At 46.1% G+C, this 15,087-nt stretch carries 20 protein-coding genes and 1 riboswitch; of the genes, 13 read left to right on the forward strand and 7 right to left on the reverse strand.

Annotated elements, in window-relative coordinates; all coding sequences use genetic code 11:
- Window positions 1-147: 147 nt before the first annotated feature.
- Window positions 148-1,056, reverse strand: coding sequence for an aldo/keto reductase (locus tag ACFSUF_RS20325; RefSeq protein ID WP_377606003.1), 909 nt, complete (start codon window positions 1,054-1,056; stop codon window positions 148-150).
- Between the two features lie 119 nt (window positions 1,057-1,175).
- Here ACFSUF_RS20325 and ACFSUF_RS20330 point away from each other — a divergent pair, with 119 nt between their 5' ends.
- The 3 genes from ACFSUF_RS20330 to glsA all read left to right on the forward strand — a co-directional run bounded on the left by ACFSUF_RS20330 (window position 1,176) and on the right by glsA (window position 3,575).
- Window positions 1,176-2,093, forward strand: coding sequence for a hypothetical protein (locus tag ACFSUF_RS20330; RefSeq protein ID WP_377606005.1), 918 nt, complete (start codon window positions 1,176-1,178; stop codon window positions 2,091-2,093).
- A gap of 86 nt (window positions 2,094-2,179) precedes the next feature.
- Window positions 2,180-2,515, forward strand: a complete 336-nt coding sequence (locus ACFSUF_RS20335; protein ID WP_377606007.1) for a hypothetical protein — start codon at window positions 2,180-2,182, stop codon at window positions 2,513-2,515.
- A gap of 121 nt (window positions 2,516-2,636) precedes the next feature.
- Window positions 2,637-3,575, forward strand: a complete 939-nt coding sequence (gene glsA, locus ACFSUF_RS20340) for a glutaminase A (protein ID WP_377606249.1) — start codon at window positions 2,637-2,639, stop codon at window positions 3,573-3,575.
- Window positions 3,576-3,746: 171 nt separating this feature from the next.
- On the opposite strand, the gene ACFSUF_RS20345 is transcribed toward glsA, so the two are convergent.
- Complete coding sequence (locus ACFSUF_RS20345) at window positions 3,747-5,156, reverse strand: hypothetical protein (protein WP_377606009.1); 1,410 nt, start codon at window positions 5,154-5,156, stop codon at window positions 3,747-3,749.
- 179 nt (window positions 5,157-5,335) lie between these two features.
- On the opposite strand from ACFSUF_RS20345, the gene ACFSUF_RS20350 reads away from it, so the two are divergent.
- On the forward strand, window positions 5,336-5,971 hold the full coding sequence (locus tag ACFSUF_RS20350) for a CBO0543 family protein (protein WP_377606011.1): 636 nt from the start codon (window positions 5,336-5,338) through the stop codon (window positions 5,969-5,971).
- 43 nt (window positions 5,972-6,014) lie between these two features.
- Here the strand turns inward: ACFSUF_RS20350 and ACFSUF_RS20355 are convergent, their stop codons facing one another.
- Complete coding sequence (locus tag ACFSUF_RS20355; RefSeq protein WP_377606013.1) at window positions 6,015-6,476, reverse strand: hypothetical protein; 462 nt, start codon at window positions 6,474-6,476, stop codon at window positions 6,015-6,017.
- A 170-nt stretch (window positions 6,477-6,646) separates the two neighbouring features.
- Window positions 6,647-6,788, forward strand: a riboswitch (cyclic di-AMP (ydaO/yuaA leader).
- Between the two features lie 100 nt (window positions 6,789-6,888).
- Between ACFSUF_RS20355 and ACFSUF_RS20360 the strand changes: the two genes are divergently transcribed.
- The 3 genes from ACFSUF_RS20360 to ACFSUF_RS20370 are packed head-to-tail and all read left to right on the forward strand — an operon-like array spanning window position 6,889 to window position 8,782.
- Entirely contained in the window at window positions 6,889-8,004 is a 1,116-nt protein-coding gene (locus ACFSUF_RS20360; RefSeq protein ID WP_377606015.1) for a KamA family radical SAM protein, read from the forward strand.
- 19 nt (window positions 8,005-8,023) lie between these two features.
- Window positions 8,024-8,500, forward strand: a complete 477-nt coding sequence (infC, locus tag ACFSUF_RS20365) for a translation initiation factor IF-3 (protein ID WP_377606017.1) — start codon at window positions 8,024-8,026, stop codon at window positions 8,498-8,500.
- 45 nt (window positions 8,501-8,545) lie between these two features.
- Entirely contained in the window at window positions 8,546-8,782 is a 237-nt protein-coding gene (locus tag ACFSUF_RS20370) for a DUF6953 family protein (protein WP_377606018.1), read from the forward strand.
- 55 nt (window positions 8,783-8,837) lie between these two features.
- Here the strand turns inward: ACFSUF_RS20370 and ACFSUF_RS20375 are convergent, their stop codons facing one another.
- Window positions 8,838-9,551, reverse strand: a complete 714-nt coding sequence (locus ACFSUF_RS20375; protein WP_377606020.1) for a GDSL-type esterase/lipase family protein — start codon at window positions 9,549-9,551, stop codon at window positions 8,838-8,840.
- Between the two features lie 104 nt (window positions 9,552-9,655).
- Between ACFSUF_RS20375 and ACFSUF_RS20380 the strand changes: the two genes are divergently transcribed.
- The 3 genes from ACFSUF_RS20380 to ACFSUF_RS20390 all read left to right on the forward strand — a co-directional run bounded on the left by ACFSUF_RS20380 (window position 9,656) and on the right by ACFSUF_RS20390 (window position 11,099).
- Window positions 9,656-10,465 carry a PPK2 family polyphosphate kinase gene (locus tag ACFSUF_RS20380; protein ID WP_377606022.1) on the forward strand — a complete coding sequence of 270 codons (810 nt, stop codon included), beginning with the start codon at window positions 9,656-9,658 and terminating at the stop codon, window positions 10,463-10,465.
- Window positions 10,466-10,548: 83 nt separating this feature from the next.
- On the forward strand, window positions 10,549-10,770 hold the full coding sequence (locus tag ACFSUF_RS20385) for a hypothetical protein (protein ID WP_377606024.1): 222 nt from the start codon (window positions 10,549-10,551) through the stop codon (window positions 10,768-10,770).
- 5 nt (window positions 10,771-10,775) lie between these two features.
- On the forward strand, window positions 10,776-11,099 hold the full coding sequence (locus ACFSUF_RS20390; RefSeq protein ID WP_377606025.1) for a hypothetical protein: 324 nt from the start codon (window positions 10,776-10,778) through the stop codon (window positions 11,097-11,099).
- An 87-nt stretch (window positions 11,100-11,186) separates the two neighbouring features.
- Here the strand turns inward: ACFSUF_RS20390 and ACFSUF_RS20395 are convergent, their stop codons facing one another.
- Window positions 11,187-11,402, reverse strand: coding sequence for a hypothetical protein (locus tag ACFSUF_RS20395; protein WP_377606027.1), 216 nt, complete (start codon window positions 11,400-11,402; stop codon window positions 11,187-11,189).
- A 51-nt stretch (window positions 11,403-11,453) separates the two neighbouring features.
- Here ACFSUF_RS20395 and ACFSUF_RS20400 point away from each other — a divergent pair, with 51 nt between their 5' ends.
- The gene (locus ACFSUF_RS20400; protein WP_377606029.1) at window positions 11,454-12,104 is read left to right on the forward strand and encodes a hypothetical protein; all 651 of its coding nucleotides are present in this window, start codon (window positions 11,454-11,456) and stop codon (window positions 12,102-12,104) included.
- A 158-nt stretch (window positions 12,105-12,262) separates the two neighbouring features.
- On the forward strand, window positions 12,263-12,898 hold the full coding sequence (locus tag ACFSUF_RS20405) for a VanW family protein (RefSeq protein WP_377606031.1): 636 nt from the start codon (window positions 12,263-12,265) through the stop codon (window positions 12,896-12,898).
- A 162-nt stretch (window positions 12,899-13,060) separates the two neighbouring features.
- Here the strand turns inward: ACFSUF_RS20405 and ACFSUF_RS20410 are convergent, their stop codons facing one another.
- Together ACFSUF_RS20410 and ACFSUF_RS20415 are read right to left on the reverse strand one after the other, a co-directional pair.
- The gene (locus ACFSUF_RS20410) at window positions 13,061-13,666 is read right to left on the reverse strand and encodes a hypothetical protein (RefSeq protein ID WP_377606032.1); all 606 of its coding nucleotides are present in this window, start codon (window positions 13,664-13,666) and stop codon (window positions 13,061-13,063) included.
- 28 nt (window positions 13,667-13,694) lie between these two features.
- Window positions 13,695-14,012: an alcohol dehydrogenase catalytic domain-containing protein gene (locus ACFSUF_RS20415; RefSeq protein ID WP_377606034.1), complete on the reverse strand. Its 318-nt coding sequence runs from the start codon at window positions 14,010-14,012 to the stop codon at window positions 13,695-13,697.
- Between the two features lie 87 nt (window positions 14,013-14,099).
- Between ACFSUF_RS20415 and ACFSUF_RS20420 the strand changes: the two genes are divergently transcribed.
- Window positions 14,100-15,050, forward strand: a complete 951-nt coding sequence (locus ACFSUF_RS20420; protein ID WP_377606036.1) for a carbohydrate kinase family protein — start codon at window positions 14,100-14,102, stop codon at window positions 15,048-15,050.
- The last annotated feature ends 37 nt before the right edge of the window (window positions 15,051-15,087 follow it).

Here is a 15,087-nt window from a genome sequence, read left to right on the forward strand (position 1 = left end):
GGTACTTGGACCGCAGGGTCCTGGGAGAGTAGGACGTTGCCAAGCACGAGGAAGAGACCTTAGATTCTAAGGTCTCTTTTTGCGTTAGTACCGACTCAGCGCAGCATATACCACTGTGCACGAACTCACTTGAACTCATCACAGTCACTATCTATGCAGCGTATATCGGTTGGGTTTGCTCCAACTCCGAATGATTTCAAGTTCCTGAGCAGTAAGAGTCTCGGCTTCGGCAGCAGCAGCATTTCTAACGACCTGTTCCAACTTGCTTGCTCCGGGGATGATTGCGGCTACCGACGGATGACCTAATGGATAACGGAGGGCTGTATGTGTCAAAGTACGGGAGCAGTCCAGACCATTCGTCAGCTTCTCCTGGATCAAGGCTAACTCCGCCGGACTGTAATCTAAATAAGGCCGTTCCGCTTTAGCACAGCTATCCTCTGTCAATATGCCGCCGGCAAGCGGTCCTCTGGCAATCAGACTGATCTGGTGCTCCCCAAGGAGCGGAAGTACACTTTCCTCCGGCCGCCGGTCAAGAATACTGTATTGGCTCATGACGCTTACAATTGACGAGCGTTTCGTATATTCCCGGATTACATTCGGACGAATGGAGGAAATGCCGTAATATCGGATCACGCCTTCCTGTTTCAATTCCTCGAACGCCTCAATCGTTTCATCAATAGGATCCTCGATGGTTCCTCCATGCAGCTGATATAAGTCTATATAATCCGTCTTCAACCTTGCCAGGCTTTCTTTAACAGCCGTCTTTATGTACTTTTTCGAAGGGTCCCACTGCCAGCCTTCTTTGCCGGGAATACGGCGGTTTCCAACTTTTGTGGCTAAGATTACATCCTGCCTTTTATGGCGGATCGCTTCCCCGACAATTTCTTCGTTCCGGCCGGAGTCATATAAATCTGCTGTATCCAAAAAATTGACACCGAGTTCTAACGCCTTATGGATAATGGAGGATGCTTTTTCCTGATCGGTTCCTAACGACATGCAGCCTAACCCGATTTCACTTATCAATAAATCCGATGTGCCTAAGCGGTTTTTTTTCATCATTTTCCCTCCAAACAAACGCTAATCCTAGTATAACCAATTCCCCAGTGCCTTGAGATGACTTGCCCGCCGTTTTTCTATAAAATGAGAGTAAGAATGAGAAATTAGGGAGGGCTTAAATGAACAGTTTACGAACCCCATTCGAAGCGATAGTACAGGTGGACGCCATCGCAAAGCACAATGCTTTTAGCCTTAATGAGATTGTAGAGGCCGCCCGAACAGAACAATTGCCACCTGCAAAAGAGGATCAGAATCAAACCCTGCTGCTAATCATCGATCCCCAATACGATTTTATGGAAACAGGAGCACTACCCGTACCCGGATCCATTGGAGACGTGGAACGCTTAACCCGGTTTCTCTACCGCAATCTTCACAAAGTGACTCAAGTAGCTCTTACTAAAGATGTACATACGTTGGTTCAGATTTTTCATCCGGCATGGTGGAAAGACGCTCAAGGGAAAAGCCCCGAGCCTGTAACTACAGTAATTCATTTGGACGATGTGCGTCAAGGAAAATGGATTCCTCAATTTGAGCAAGAACAAAGTATAAGGTACTTGGAGACATTAGAGAAATATGGCAAGAAGGAACTTCGAATTTGGCCATATCACTGCATTGAGGGAACCAGGGGAGCGGAACTTGAACAACAGCTGATGAATCTCGTTATGTTCCATGCTGCAGCCAGAGGGACAAACCCGGTAATTCTTGAAAAAGGCAAGGAAGCCGCAAGTGAAATGTATGGAGCTTTTTATCAGGAGGACGGAACGGTACATGACAAGAATCAAATCTTTTTGGAGCAATTGGCCATGTATGACAAGATCTATATTGCCGGCGAGGCGAAATCCCATTGTGTGTTGGAGTCTGTAGAGCAAATTGTACGCCACTATGCAAATGACCGAAGTGTAACGGAGAAACTTTATGTTCTCGACGATTGCATGAGTCCGATTCCAGGCAGCGAGCAGGCTGTGGAAACTGCTCTCCAACAGCTTTCACAAAGCTATGGGATTCATATCATAGACTCAACAGATATCCATCTATAGAAAGATTCAATGAATGCTTCTGACTAAAAATAGATAAATGCGGTTATATTATGGCATGTCTATTATTAGCAGGGGAGGAAATGGATATGAACGAAGCATGGGAACCTGTTGTTGCCTGGTTCGACGGAAACGTGAATCGTCAGATTACGATCCGGAAAGAAGAAGATGGTGATATCGATGAAGTCCAGCTTTATTTGGATCGTATACAGCAGGTTCATGCCGATACAATCGATGGCTATACAGCTAAGGACCGGTTACTACTTATTGGTTCAGGGACGATCAGCGCAGCTTCCAGTCAGGAGCCGATTCCAGGCGGAGTCTATGAAGTGCCGTTAACCGGTTCGGAAATAACCCAGCAATCGGAATCGGGACTGGTGCTTTCATCAGACCGATGCAAGTATACCGTCCACCTGCATTCATAAACATACGCAAGCGCGACAGCCGCATACTTATGCGGCTTTTTGCTGTTCGGGAAGCAACAAATTCAGACCGTTATGGTAGAATAGAAACATCTAGTAACCATCAGGAAGAGGGTTGTGTAAACTGACTTTACCTTTAGAAAAAATTCAAATCTTGTTGCCGGACGCTGTGGAGAGCAGCAGGAAACTAGCCGTACAGGGTGAGGTCGCATCCTATATTCCGGAGCTGTCCCGAGCCCCGCAACATGCCCTTGGTGTATGTATTATGGACCGGACGGGCAAACAAGCGTCGGCAGGAGATACTGAGCTCAAGTTCACTTTACAAAGCATATCGAAGGTTTTCACACTTTTGCTGGCATTACTTGATAGGGGAGAAGAGGCAGTTTTCACCAAAGTGGGGAAAGAACCGACCGGAGACGACTTTAACTCCATGCTAAAGCTTGAGCTGGTGGAACCGGGCATTCCTTTCAATCCGCTTATTAACGCGGGGGCGATCGCGATATCTTCATTAATAGAAGGGAAAAACCCGAAGGAGAAATCCCAGCGGATACTCGACTTTTTCCGGAAGTCAGCGGGGAATTCGTCCATAGATGTTGAGGAAAGTGTGTTTCGTTCTGAGGCAGACTCTGCTCACCGCAACCGTTCCCTGGCCTATTTCCTGAAAGATAACGGGGTACTTACCGGGGATGTGGAAGAAATACTTGAGGTATATTTCAGGCATTGTTCCATTGAGGTGACCTGCAGCGATGTCGCCAGGATGGCGTTGTTGTTGGCATGCAACGGGACGGACCCGCTTACCGGCGAAACACTCATTCCTCGAAGGTATGTTCAAATTGCCAAAACATTTATGGTTACCTGCGGGATGTATAATGCTTCGGGAGAATTCGCCATCGGTGTCGGGCTCCCTGCCAAAAGCGGTGTCTCGGGAGGTATTTTAACGATGGTGCCTGGTACGTATGGAATCGGGTTGGTTGGACCGGCTTTAAACGACAAAGGGAACAGCGTGGCAGGTGTTCATTTGTTGGAACAGTTGTCGTCAAAGCTGGATTGGAGCATGTTTTAGCAAAAAAAGGAACAGAGTCAGCATAAGCTGATTCTGTTCCTTTAGTTTTACCGCATAAGAAAGCATAAGTTTTCGCAATCGAAACCGGGCTTTCTTATTGGAGAATAAGCCTTCATTCGAACGCGGTCGCTCCTCTTCGAAAGATTACATTAGCGGTTATCTCACGCAGGGCTAAATAAGAAACATAGCCGCTATCGTTGTAACTACAAGTCCGATTAAGACAGGAAGCAAGTTTTTGCGCGCAACGTCGAACGGATTCACTCCGCAGATCGCGGCGGCAGGTATCAAGGCCCAGGGAATCAGCGTCCCGCCGCCAACCCAGATGGCTGCGATTTGACCAAGCGCAGTCAGGGTAGCAATACCGTGGCCTATAGCTGCCGAGAACAAATGCGCAATCGAACCGACCAAGGAGATGCCGGAAAATCCGGACCCGTCCAATCCGGTAATCGCTCCGGCAGCTGTAAGCGTGATGGCTCCTGTCGGCGCGTTGACTGGAACTGTATGGGCCAAAGCTACACCCAAGTCGTTAACGATACCATTTGAACCTTCAGGAAGGACTTTTCCGAAAATCTCGAAAATTGCCGAATCACCCAAGTAAAAGAAAGCCGCAATCGGGATTACGGGTCCGAACACCTTAAATCCGAAATGAAATCCCTGGATCAAATAGTCCGTAATTTTTTCTAGACCTTGATTGCGGTGGATAAGCAATGTAACGGCAACAAGGATGAGGATCGATGTCCCTCCTAGCAAAGCTGTCGCATCTCCGCCCTGCAAATCCAAGGTATACATTGCTGCAACATCCGCGGCAAGGAGGAGAACTATCAGAGCTGCCATCCATTTCCGGGCCCGTAAGGATAGAGAAGTAAAGGTTTCATTAGACTCCGGGCCTTCCTCGCTGTTCCATTTCGTCAAGTTGAAGGTAGCAGCTTGTGCGCCGCTCATTTTCATGTCTTTCTTCATGAACCAGAATGCCGCAACCGTAGTAACTGCTCCCATGATGATCACCAGAGGAATGCTTGCTGAAATGACATCGCCGACAGGAATACCGGCTGCATCCGCGGTCAATTTGGGAGCGGCTTGTATGACGTAATCCCCCGAAAGCGCGATGCCATGCCCGAACAGGTTCATAGCAACCGCAACAGCAATAGGCGACAGCCCCACCCGCATGGCAGCCGGCAAGAGCACTACACCAATCAAGGCTACTGCAGGCGAAGGCCAGAAAAACCACGAGATGACCATCATGACCAGCCCGATTGTCCAATACGCTAAGGCAGGTGTACGCATAAAGCGGGTAAATGGTGAAATCATAACCTCGTTGATTCCGCTTTTCGTTAATACGCTGCTCATGGCAACGATTACAGAAATAATGAATATTGTACTCATTAATTCCTTAATGGCATAAATAAAGCTGGTGAAAATACCGCTAACTGAATCAGCAAGCGAGTCCGTTGCTAAAAATCCTACAAGAAAAATGCCTCCGATACATAACAGCGTTGTGTCTCTTCTGGCTATCATGCAGCCAATCAGCAGCATTACGACAGCGAGATAGACCCAGTGCAATGAGATCAGCTCTATTCCCATACCGCACCTCCGTCAAGGAGTAATAGAATTCTGCTATAACATATGCGGCGGCGTGCAGGGATGTTTGCCCCCTGAATACGGCGGGATCATATCTTTTTTAGAACAGTAAGGCTAGGTTCATTCCGAGTATTCCTGGATAGAATTGGGGACCCTACGGGTAAAACCAAAGGGGGAATACCATGAATCCGAAGCAAACGGAAACACTGGAGAAAATCAATGCTCTACATGAACAAGCTACTGTAAAGACAATGCATTATTGGTGGTCTTATTCAAATATGAGCACTTGGCAGTTCTGGGTACTCTTACTGTTAATTGTGGTACCGTTAGTATGCTTGTATTATTATTTGGACCGTAAAAAAGCGTTATGGATGGGCTTCTTTGGCTTGAATGTGCATGTATGGTTCCAATACGCAGATACGTACGGCGTAACGCATGGACTTTGGAATTATCCGTATAAAGTGCTGCCTTTCTTGCCTATCAACGTCGCTTTGGATATTTCCTTGATCCCTGTCAGCGCTATGCTGCTCTATCAGTGGACACTGAATCACCATAAAAATTTTTACAAATACATGATCTTCTACTCATTGTTTAACTCCTTTTTGCTAAAACCTGCTTTGGTTAATTTTAATCTGTTCCGCTTGTATAATGGAATGAATTATTTCTATCTGTTCCTTTCCTATCTTGCTGTCCTTTTCATATCCAAATGGATTACGGACTTGTTTGTTCACCTCCAGACCGAGGGGGACAAGGAAACGTTCGTGCGCAGGGGAGTCCATTTAAGCCGCCTGTTCACATCTAAGGAGAAAGCCAGATAGCAAAAATGCGCCAATGATTAGATGAATAAAAAAAAGGGCTGCTTTAGCAGCCCGCCGTAATCCCGGTCGGAAGATAGGTTAAGTCCGGGCAATTATATATTTCCGCCAAGTTGCGCAGGCGTTCATCTACCGTTCTAAGAATTACGGTGTCCATCTGGTCAAGCATCCTTTCATGAGCCGTATAATCTGTGACGCTTGCTTTTATCAGGTAGGCTGAATCCATAAGAGGGACAATCAGCGTTTTGGTTTCGAAAACGTAAAAAGCTTGCTGCACAGCCCTTTGATATAATTCCACGCATTTACGGCTTACTTGAAGGCACCGTTTCCGTCCGGTTGCATCCGTTACCGTCAGCATCCCGGTCATTGGATTCAGCGAGTTTTTCTTTAAATAAATGACTTCGTGGATTTCAACGCCCTCTAGAAATAAGCGGATTAAAATGGCATCCTGAGGGTTGAGGCATTCTGTTTCAATTTGCAGCAGCTTATTTGTAAATCTATCAATCATCGGATGAAAACTTCCTTTCATAGAGGATCATGTTTGTCGTAACGTAAATTATATCGGAACCGTCTTGAAAATGTTGTCAATTACTGGGATCTGATTCAGAAACTTTTCGACGGATTCCGGCAAAAACCTTAGGCCTTCCGGCAATTGACAATGATCGCCAATGCCTTTATCATGTAGATACGCTTAGTTTCCGGTTTCGGTCGGAAAGCGGGGGAACCAATGTTTCTGGGGCGAATCATTCATTAGCGAATGTAGGGTACCATCTTACCCGAGTCCGTCAGCTAACCTCGTCAGCGTTAGGTGGGTCGTGTATGCATCAGGCATTCAATCAACAGACCCTTTGAACGGAAGGGTCTTTTTTGTTGTTTCCTTGACCCATTCCTTACTCCAGCTTAAGAAGGAGGCTTATGCCATGACGACATCCAAATATTATACTGATGTGGGACAGTTAACGATGATAACTGAGCCGGAACGGGCTCGGTTGAAGCAGATGACGGATACGTTTCCTTTCCGGATGAATGACTATTACATGAAGCTGGCGAATTGGAACGATCCCGGTGACCCTATCCGTAGGCTGGTCATACCAGGAAGAGCAGAGCTGTTGGAGCATGAATTGCAAGCTGCCGGCGATGCGAACCGGTACAGCGTAGTCCCGGGCGTGCGCCATAAGTATGAAACTACTGCGCAACTGATGGTTGCCGAAGTATGCAATCCTTACTGCCGATATTGTTTCCGGAAGCATTTGCTTCGCAAAAACCCTAACGACGGGCTTTCCGATGTAGAGCCGGGACTTCGTTATATTTCAGAGCATCCCGAAATCGATACGGTCTGGCTGACCGGAGGGGACGGTCTTGCATTGCCGGCAGAACGGCTGCGTTACATTCTTGGCAAACTGCGCGATATGGAGCATGTTAATATTATCCGTCTCGGTACCAAGCTTCCAATATTTGATCCGCTTCGCATATGCGAAGCTATGGAACTGCTGGATGCAATCCATGATTATTCCACGCCGGATAAACGAATCTATATTATGGCACATATCCACCATCCTAAAGAGATTACCCCGGAATCGAAACGGGCTTTTCGGGCTTTGCATGATGCGGGCGCCATTCTGGTGAATCATACGACCCTGTTACAGGGAATCAATGATCGTGCAGAAGTGTTATCGGAACTGCTAGACAAGTTAACATGGGCGGGACTATCACCTGATTATTTCTCCGTTAACAGGCCGGTTCCGGCTCATTCGGAAGGCGGCCTAACCTTACAGAAGATCTATCGTATCGTGGAAAAGGCGAAATCACGGACTTCCGGTTTAGGGAAGCGTGTACGGTTATCCATGAGCCATGCGACCGGAAAAATTGAAATTTTGGCTATAGAAAACGGTAAAGCCTACCTGAAATATTATGAATCACACCAGGGGGATCCCGGCCGTTTTATGATCATGGAATGCCCCGAACATGCTGAATGGTTTGACGACTTAATCCCCGAAGGAAAAGCGAAACTCAAACAGGAGAACGCGATAGGGTAAGGAAGGAACTTAACAGTACATGATAATGATGAACGAAAAGATTAAAGCCAGTGAAGTGCTTCTGACCGGCCTGAATGGCGAGGTCCTCGGCATTATGCCTACGTCGGAAGCGCTGGCTCTGGCTAGGATAGAGAAAGCGGATTTGGTATGCACTTCTTTGATGTCAAGCCCTCCTCCTTGTAAGCTGATGGGGAGGGGGCAGGCCAAAGCGGAAGCTCAACAGGAGCGAAAGAAGCAAGTTGCTCCTAAAGTGAAAGAGATCCGGCTTACACCTGCGATTGAAGAGCATGATTATGATACGAAGAAAGGACAAGCTGAACGTCTTCTTACATCGGGTGATCAGGTATTGCTAGTCGTGAAACTACAGGGTAAACAGCAGGATCGGGCGAAACAGCTGTTGGAAACCATGATAAAAGACTTGCGGCAGTTCGGAAAACCCCAGACAGGATTGCAGATCAGCGGAAAGCAGGCATCTGCCCAACTGGAGCCTAACTAAGTAAACTTCGGAACAGAATAAGGTATAAGGAATAAGGAGAGTAACATGGAAAGTGTGCAACAGGAAATTGCCGAGTGGATGTACCGAAAGGTCGAATACGCAGGTATATTAAGGCAGGAAGAGGTATTGGAGCATATTCTTATATCGTACGGCGAGTCATTTATTTACGTAAATGAGAACGGCAACCGCTCCATTGATAAAGAAGTAAAGAAACGGTTTAAGAAGCTGCATAAAGGACGTGTCGCATGGGACCGCGACGGTTTCTTTTGGGCATGGACATAAGGATACCCCCTTTCCGGAAAACGGAACAGGGGGTCTTTTGCTGTTATCATATATTCTATTGTGCAAGGCGGAGAAGATCCTGCATCAGCCTTGGCCGGATTACGGAGGTCCAAACCCTGTATCCACCCGCATTCGGATGCAATCCATCGGGTTTATACAATGACGCATCAGGTATCCCGGAAGTGGCCATCATTTTGCCGGCCAGGTCAATATAGTTTAGCCCTTTATGCATGAAACAGTAGTTTTGAGTCATATGATTAGCCTGCTTAATATCGTTCCAAACATGCCAGCGTAAGGGAGTGGGTGTGATGGAAATATAATAAACAGGAACGCCCGGCAAATCGGTTTGCAAAACCGAAAAAAGGGCAACCGTATCCATATATACTTGTGGCGCAGTCCGCGTTTTTCCCGGAACTCCGTTCAAATCGTTAGAACCGGCAAATAAAACTACAGCCGAAGGCTCAAACGGAGTAATTAGACGGTGAGCATAGGCAGTGATATCGTGAACTTTAGTTCCTCCGAATCCGTGATTGATTACACGAATCGGAAGCATATCCCGTTCCAGCGTCTTCCATCCTTTGATGCTGGAACTGCCGCAAAATATTACGTTTTGTTTCGGCAAAGAATTTCCGTATTTCGACAACAGGCTGGAAACCTCCGGTTCCCATCCCCCTCTATGCTTAGGGTGCGCCCCCAAACTGTCTTGTGAAGTGACTACCAGCAATCCGACGAAACAGATGGCACATAGAAAACGAAAGTAGTTCATCATAACCCTAGTTTTCCTCACTGTTGTCGTTCTATGTAAGTTCAATGTTCGATTTGTTCATATCAGGTTAAGAGGTATGGTAACCAAGAAGCAGGGAGGAAACACTGATGAAAAGAACCAAATTGGACCTGCCCGTCGGCGGACGAACGGCGCTTAGCAGCATTGATCCTAAAGATACAGGCGGCATCGGATCCAAAACGGATGTTGCAGAAGAAGTGAAAAAGCTCGAAGAGGAACTGGAGGAGCTTCAGGATAAATTGTATGCCGGTAAGAAGAAGGCCGTTCTCTTTCTGTTTCAAGGGATGGACTGCAGCGGGAAAGACGGGGTAATCCACCATGTGTTTTCCGCGTTGAATCCTGCAGGACTTGTGATGCATAGCTTTAAGGCTCCGACAGAGGAGGAACGGAGCCATGATTTCTTATGGCGCGCGCACCAGAAGCTGCCGGCATACGGCTATGTGGGCGCTTTTAACCGATCATATTATGAGGAGGTTTTGATTCGCAGAGTGCATAAAGAAGTTTCAGACAAACAGGCGAAATCTTTATTTAAGCATATTAACCATTTTGAAAAGCTCATAACAGACAATGGAATCGTACTGGTGAAAATCTTTTTGCACATTTCCAAGCAGTTTCAACTGGAGAAGCTGAAGGACAGGGTTGACCGTCCGGAGAAAAATTGGAAGTTTGATCCTAACGACCTTGTGGAGAGGGAGGCATGGGATGAATATCAAAGGTATTATGAGGATGTGTTTACAAACTGCGGCAAACATGCCCCTTGGTATATTGTCCCATCCGATCAGCGCTGGTACAGGGATTATGCGGTGCTCAAACTGGCAGTACAGACCTTGCGTGCTATGGACTTGCAATATCCAGAGCCGAATCCGGAATTTAAGGTATTGTTTTTAACGGACAAATAAATGTGTATGAAACGCTCCCCTTTAACAAACCTTACTTATAAAGAAGGTGCAAGCCCGAAATACCGGGTAAGGGAGCTGACTTTGTGAGTGGAACGATTTTGTTGATTGTTGGCATTATAGCGGCCGGTGTCGTCATCGCGATGAACATCTACCTGCATACGAGACAAGGGAAGTTCGACAAGAGTGTGGATAAAATGGTCAGCCGTCATAAAATCATCGCGAATCCCGTATTGTTAACAACTGTTTTACCGCTGATTGTGATTTTCATTGTGGCATTCCTCTTAATTTATGTCTTCGGGGGCTGAGGAGAATGGATAAAAAGACGTATTATGTATCGGTACAAGCATCCACGGTACTTGAGAACCAAGGTGCAGGTGCCTATGAATTCGAAATCCAGGCAACTCCCGAAGATCTAGAGATGCTTTATGAGCTGTTCGAAATCAAAAGGGAGTACGATGACGGCACCTTCTTTCGGACGCATATCCCTGCCGTTCCTTACCATCTAGACGAAGATAATGACGGATATGACGCTGCACTGAAGGAAATCTACAATTTGATCGGTAAGTTGGGTACACCGGAAACCAGCAAGCACATTTCTCAAATGCAATTGGACGGCTTAGGTACACCTTATTAATGGACCGCGCTAATGCGCGGTTTTTCATATTTCACATATTTGACACATATGCTGATACTACCCTACTCGTAAGGCGGTGTCGGCATGTTATCTTTCATTGGCTGTACTCTTGCGTTGTTTGCTATTGTTTATATTTTCAGTTATTTGTTGTACCGCGGCATTGTAACCGATACGTTTTCTTACGATCGGGCTTACCTTTGGAAGGATATTGACCCTAAGCTGTACGTAAGGAAATAAAGACAGTAAATCAACCGCATTGTAATGCGAAACCGCAAAATGCGGTTTTTTCATTTCGGATTCCATGTTGAATCTCCATCTTTTTGGTTATGATTTAATAAAAGAGGAGGTCTGCATATGGCGAGGGATGTAGAGAGGGTTACAAAACTTGTTCGTGAGGTGTTATTACATACCTTCAATACCGAACCGCAGGTTCTGGAAATAAAGGATGATGGGGACTATTTACTGGTCTATATGAGAAATTTCATGCTTCCGTACACGATGGTTGGAGATGAGTATACCGAAATCAGGGTACCCATGTTCACATCGGTTGTCCCTAAGGTAGCAGAATATGTTACAGAAGTAACGAATCTGAAGAATACGCCTATCTTTTTTGACTGGTACCCGGAGAACCGCTCTGCCTGCCTGACCGTTCTATTGAAGGATCCTGTTTCGCTCGATAACATGTACCCTAAGAAAGCAGAAGTGCATTTGGAGACCAATATCATCACCAAGGATGTAGAGAAACTGCCGGAAAAGGTATTTTCGTTTTGGGCGGACCCTTCCCATTTCATTATCATTAGACAAGGGTTTTTAATCCAGATTGAGAAAGAGCTGATAAAGCTGGGTTTTCAAGATACGTTAAGAATCTCCAAGCGATCCTTGGAAAAAGCTTACTTCGACAACCATTTGATGATTGCCAAGTTGTTGGGAAAGCATCCATCCGGTGTTTATCTGGATTGGGATTTTCAACTGGATTGGAGTGTTCTAGTGTATCATTTTGATTAGAGTGATCTAAATACGGGGAAGAAGGCTCTTGTCCTGCGGGATAAGAGCCTTTCATGTTTTACAAGTTGGAAACAACTCCGATATCATCCCGATACAGCGGCTGAATAAGATAAAGATATCAACTAGAACTTATTCAGATCCGAAAAGGGGATACTTACATGAAAAAACCAATGATTCTGCTTACTCTGGCGGCCGCCTTAACCTGGAGCGGCGGCATTCCGCACGCCGAGGCAGCGTCAACTACGGCTTCCGCTTCCATCGCAAGTGCAAGCCAGCAGTACAAGGCCTTCTTGAAGAAAAGCACTGGTACGAACATTTCCAAATTTACAGTACAAACACCGTATTACAAGGGAGACGGCGGGTATCATAACATCCAGCTGGCTGTCGCGAAGCTGAACGGAACGATCGTAGAAGCGTCCAAATCGTTCTCCTTCAATCAAACCGTAGGCAATTCCAATTTAGCCAAGGATGGATGGAAGAAGGCCAAAGTGATTGTGAACGGAAAGTTCAGCACGGGTTACGGGGGAGGCATATGCCAAGTATCCACTACTTTGTATAACTCGGCGGCAAAAGCGGGGATGGTAACACTGGAGCGCCATCATCACAGCAAGACCGTCGGCTATGTGCCTGCAGGCAAAGATGCCACGATCGCATACGGTTCCTTGGATTTCCGGTTCCAGAATCCATATCAACGGCCAGTGAAGATCAAAGCAAGCTTGTCCGGCCGCAATATTGTGGTCGAATTTCAATCAATGAATACGTACCAGGAATTCCTATACAAATATATGAAATAAATAATTAATGAGATTAATAAATAAGAACATAAATTAAATAGTTAATGACATGAATCATTTGTTTAATTGTGTTAATTATAGGGTCGAACCATGTCATGTTACTAAAAAAGCTACAGTGCAACCGGGAAGGTTACCTGTAGCTTTTTAAACTTGTAACAAAAATCACCCAGACGCAGGGCGTTTCCCGATGAACGGCTCAATCGCCTTATTGCGAAGCCTGAGTAGTTCCTCGTTTTCATTTAGGGCTTTGTTTACCGCGGCTTCCCCCAGTTCTTTATGTTCTTCCATGATTGAAAGCAGTTTTTCGTTATACCGTTCCCTATCCGACTGTTCTATCATCGGGCGAATATATTCTTTCACGGACAGACCTTCTTGTTCTTTATGAGTCCAATAATGGTGTATCCATTCCAATAATGCGATAGATTGGCCTGTGCCCAATTTTGAAACCTTGTTATCAAAAACGTTGCTGTCTACACTAAAGTCTGCTTCAAGTTGTTCCAAATCAAGCATACCGTCCATAGCAATGGAAGTAATATAATTATCAAGTACTGTATCGTAGTACATTCCGGATTCTTTCACGATTTCAAAAAGAAAGTACCATTCATTTTCGTCAAAATACCATTTTAATTCGTATACCGAACGCCTGATCGCAGACCATGCTGTAACAGATTTCCAAATTCCCCGTTGAAGATCCGTATCCAGTTCATGAATCTTTTCAACCGCACTTTTAGGCAATTCTATTGTAATCTTTACAAGTTCCTCGGTCATAGCAGCTCCTTTATGATGTTAAGCAAGCTTATAGTTCAGCCACGATTTTTCCCCGGACATGTCTTTGCGAAAGGGCTGTCAGGGCTTGGGGGACTTCATGTAACGGGATCACTTGAGTGACCATCGATGTTAGTTTTCCGTTGAGCATCATTTCCACATCAACGCCCAGCACAAATGGATAAGTCCATTTCGGATGTCCGCCCGCAGCCACTTTATAATCCACAGGATTTAAAGATGCTGCGCGCACCTTAATTCTTACCTCTCCGGGTCCGGGTTCCGGAACCGGAAGTTCGGACATGAACAGCGTATCCGGCTTCCCTGGTGCAGGCAATACTAAAGCTTTCATAAAAATGTACCTCCTCAACTTGACTAATGTAGCTTATGATACCTAAAGTAAGACTACAAACGCAAATTAACAATAGAAGGAGTCCATATGAAACACAACATCATCGTAATCGGCACAGTTCTTATAGATTGTAAAGGTTTTGCTGAAACCCGTTATATACCCGAAGGAAAAAATATCGGTTCCGTCCGGCTTATACATGGCGGAGTCGGGAGGAACGTAACAGAGAATTTATCCCGTATCGGGCTCACAGCCGGTATGGCTACAACTGTGAATTCCGACGGTACCGGAAGGGACGTTGTAGAACATCTTCAAAACTGCGGTGCCTCGACGGAACATATTGTGTATATGAAAGAACGCGGAATGGGATTGTGGATGGCCATATTGGATGAGACCGGCCGTTTGATAGGCTCTATATCGGACATGCCCGATTTATCCGGGTTGGAGCAGCTGATTGACGAACGAGGGGAAGCAATCATCTCCGATTCGACTCATGTCGTATTAGTCATGGATTTAAACGAAACATTGACCCGAAATATACGCAAAATCGCACATAAACTAAACAAGCCCGTCTATGGGCTTCCCAGTAATTTCAGCGTGATTCAGGCGCATCCTGATGTGCTGGATGGACTCGAATGCTTTATCTGCAATGAGTTGGAGGCTGAACGGCTTATTGGGGTGTCCGACCTCAAAGGTTTGGAGCAAGGAGCCCTTGAATGTTTATTGTTAGATTTTGCAAAGAAACACGCGATCCGTTATATGGTCGTTACACTCGGTGAGGCCGGTTCCGTTTATTGCAATACAGAAACCGGCGTAAGCGGCTTTCAGCCTGCGGAAAGGGTTAAGCTCGTCGACAGCAGCGGAGCGGGGGATGCCTTTTTCTCGGGAACAGTAGCGGGTCTGCTCTGGGGCGCACCTTTATCGGACGCTGTCCGGATCGGAACCCGCATGGCCGGGTGGACGATCGGGCAGAAGGAAAGCTGCTGCAGCGACCTCGGATCCTTATGCCGGAGGGACCAACTGATCTCCGCTTATCTTTAGGGCAGAAGGCATAAGAACTTTCTCAATGTTGCGCGCA

Source organism: Paenibacillus gansuensis (assembly GCF_042684925.1).
GTDB lineage: Bacteria > Bacillota > Bacilli > Paenibacillales > DY6 > Paenibacillus_N > Paenibacillus_N gansuensis.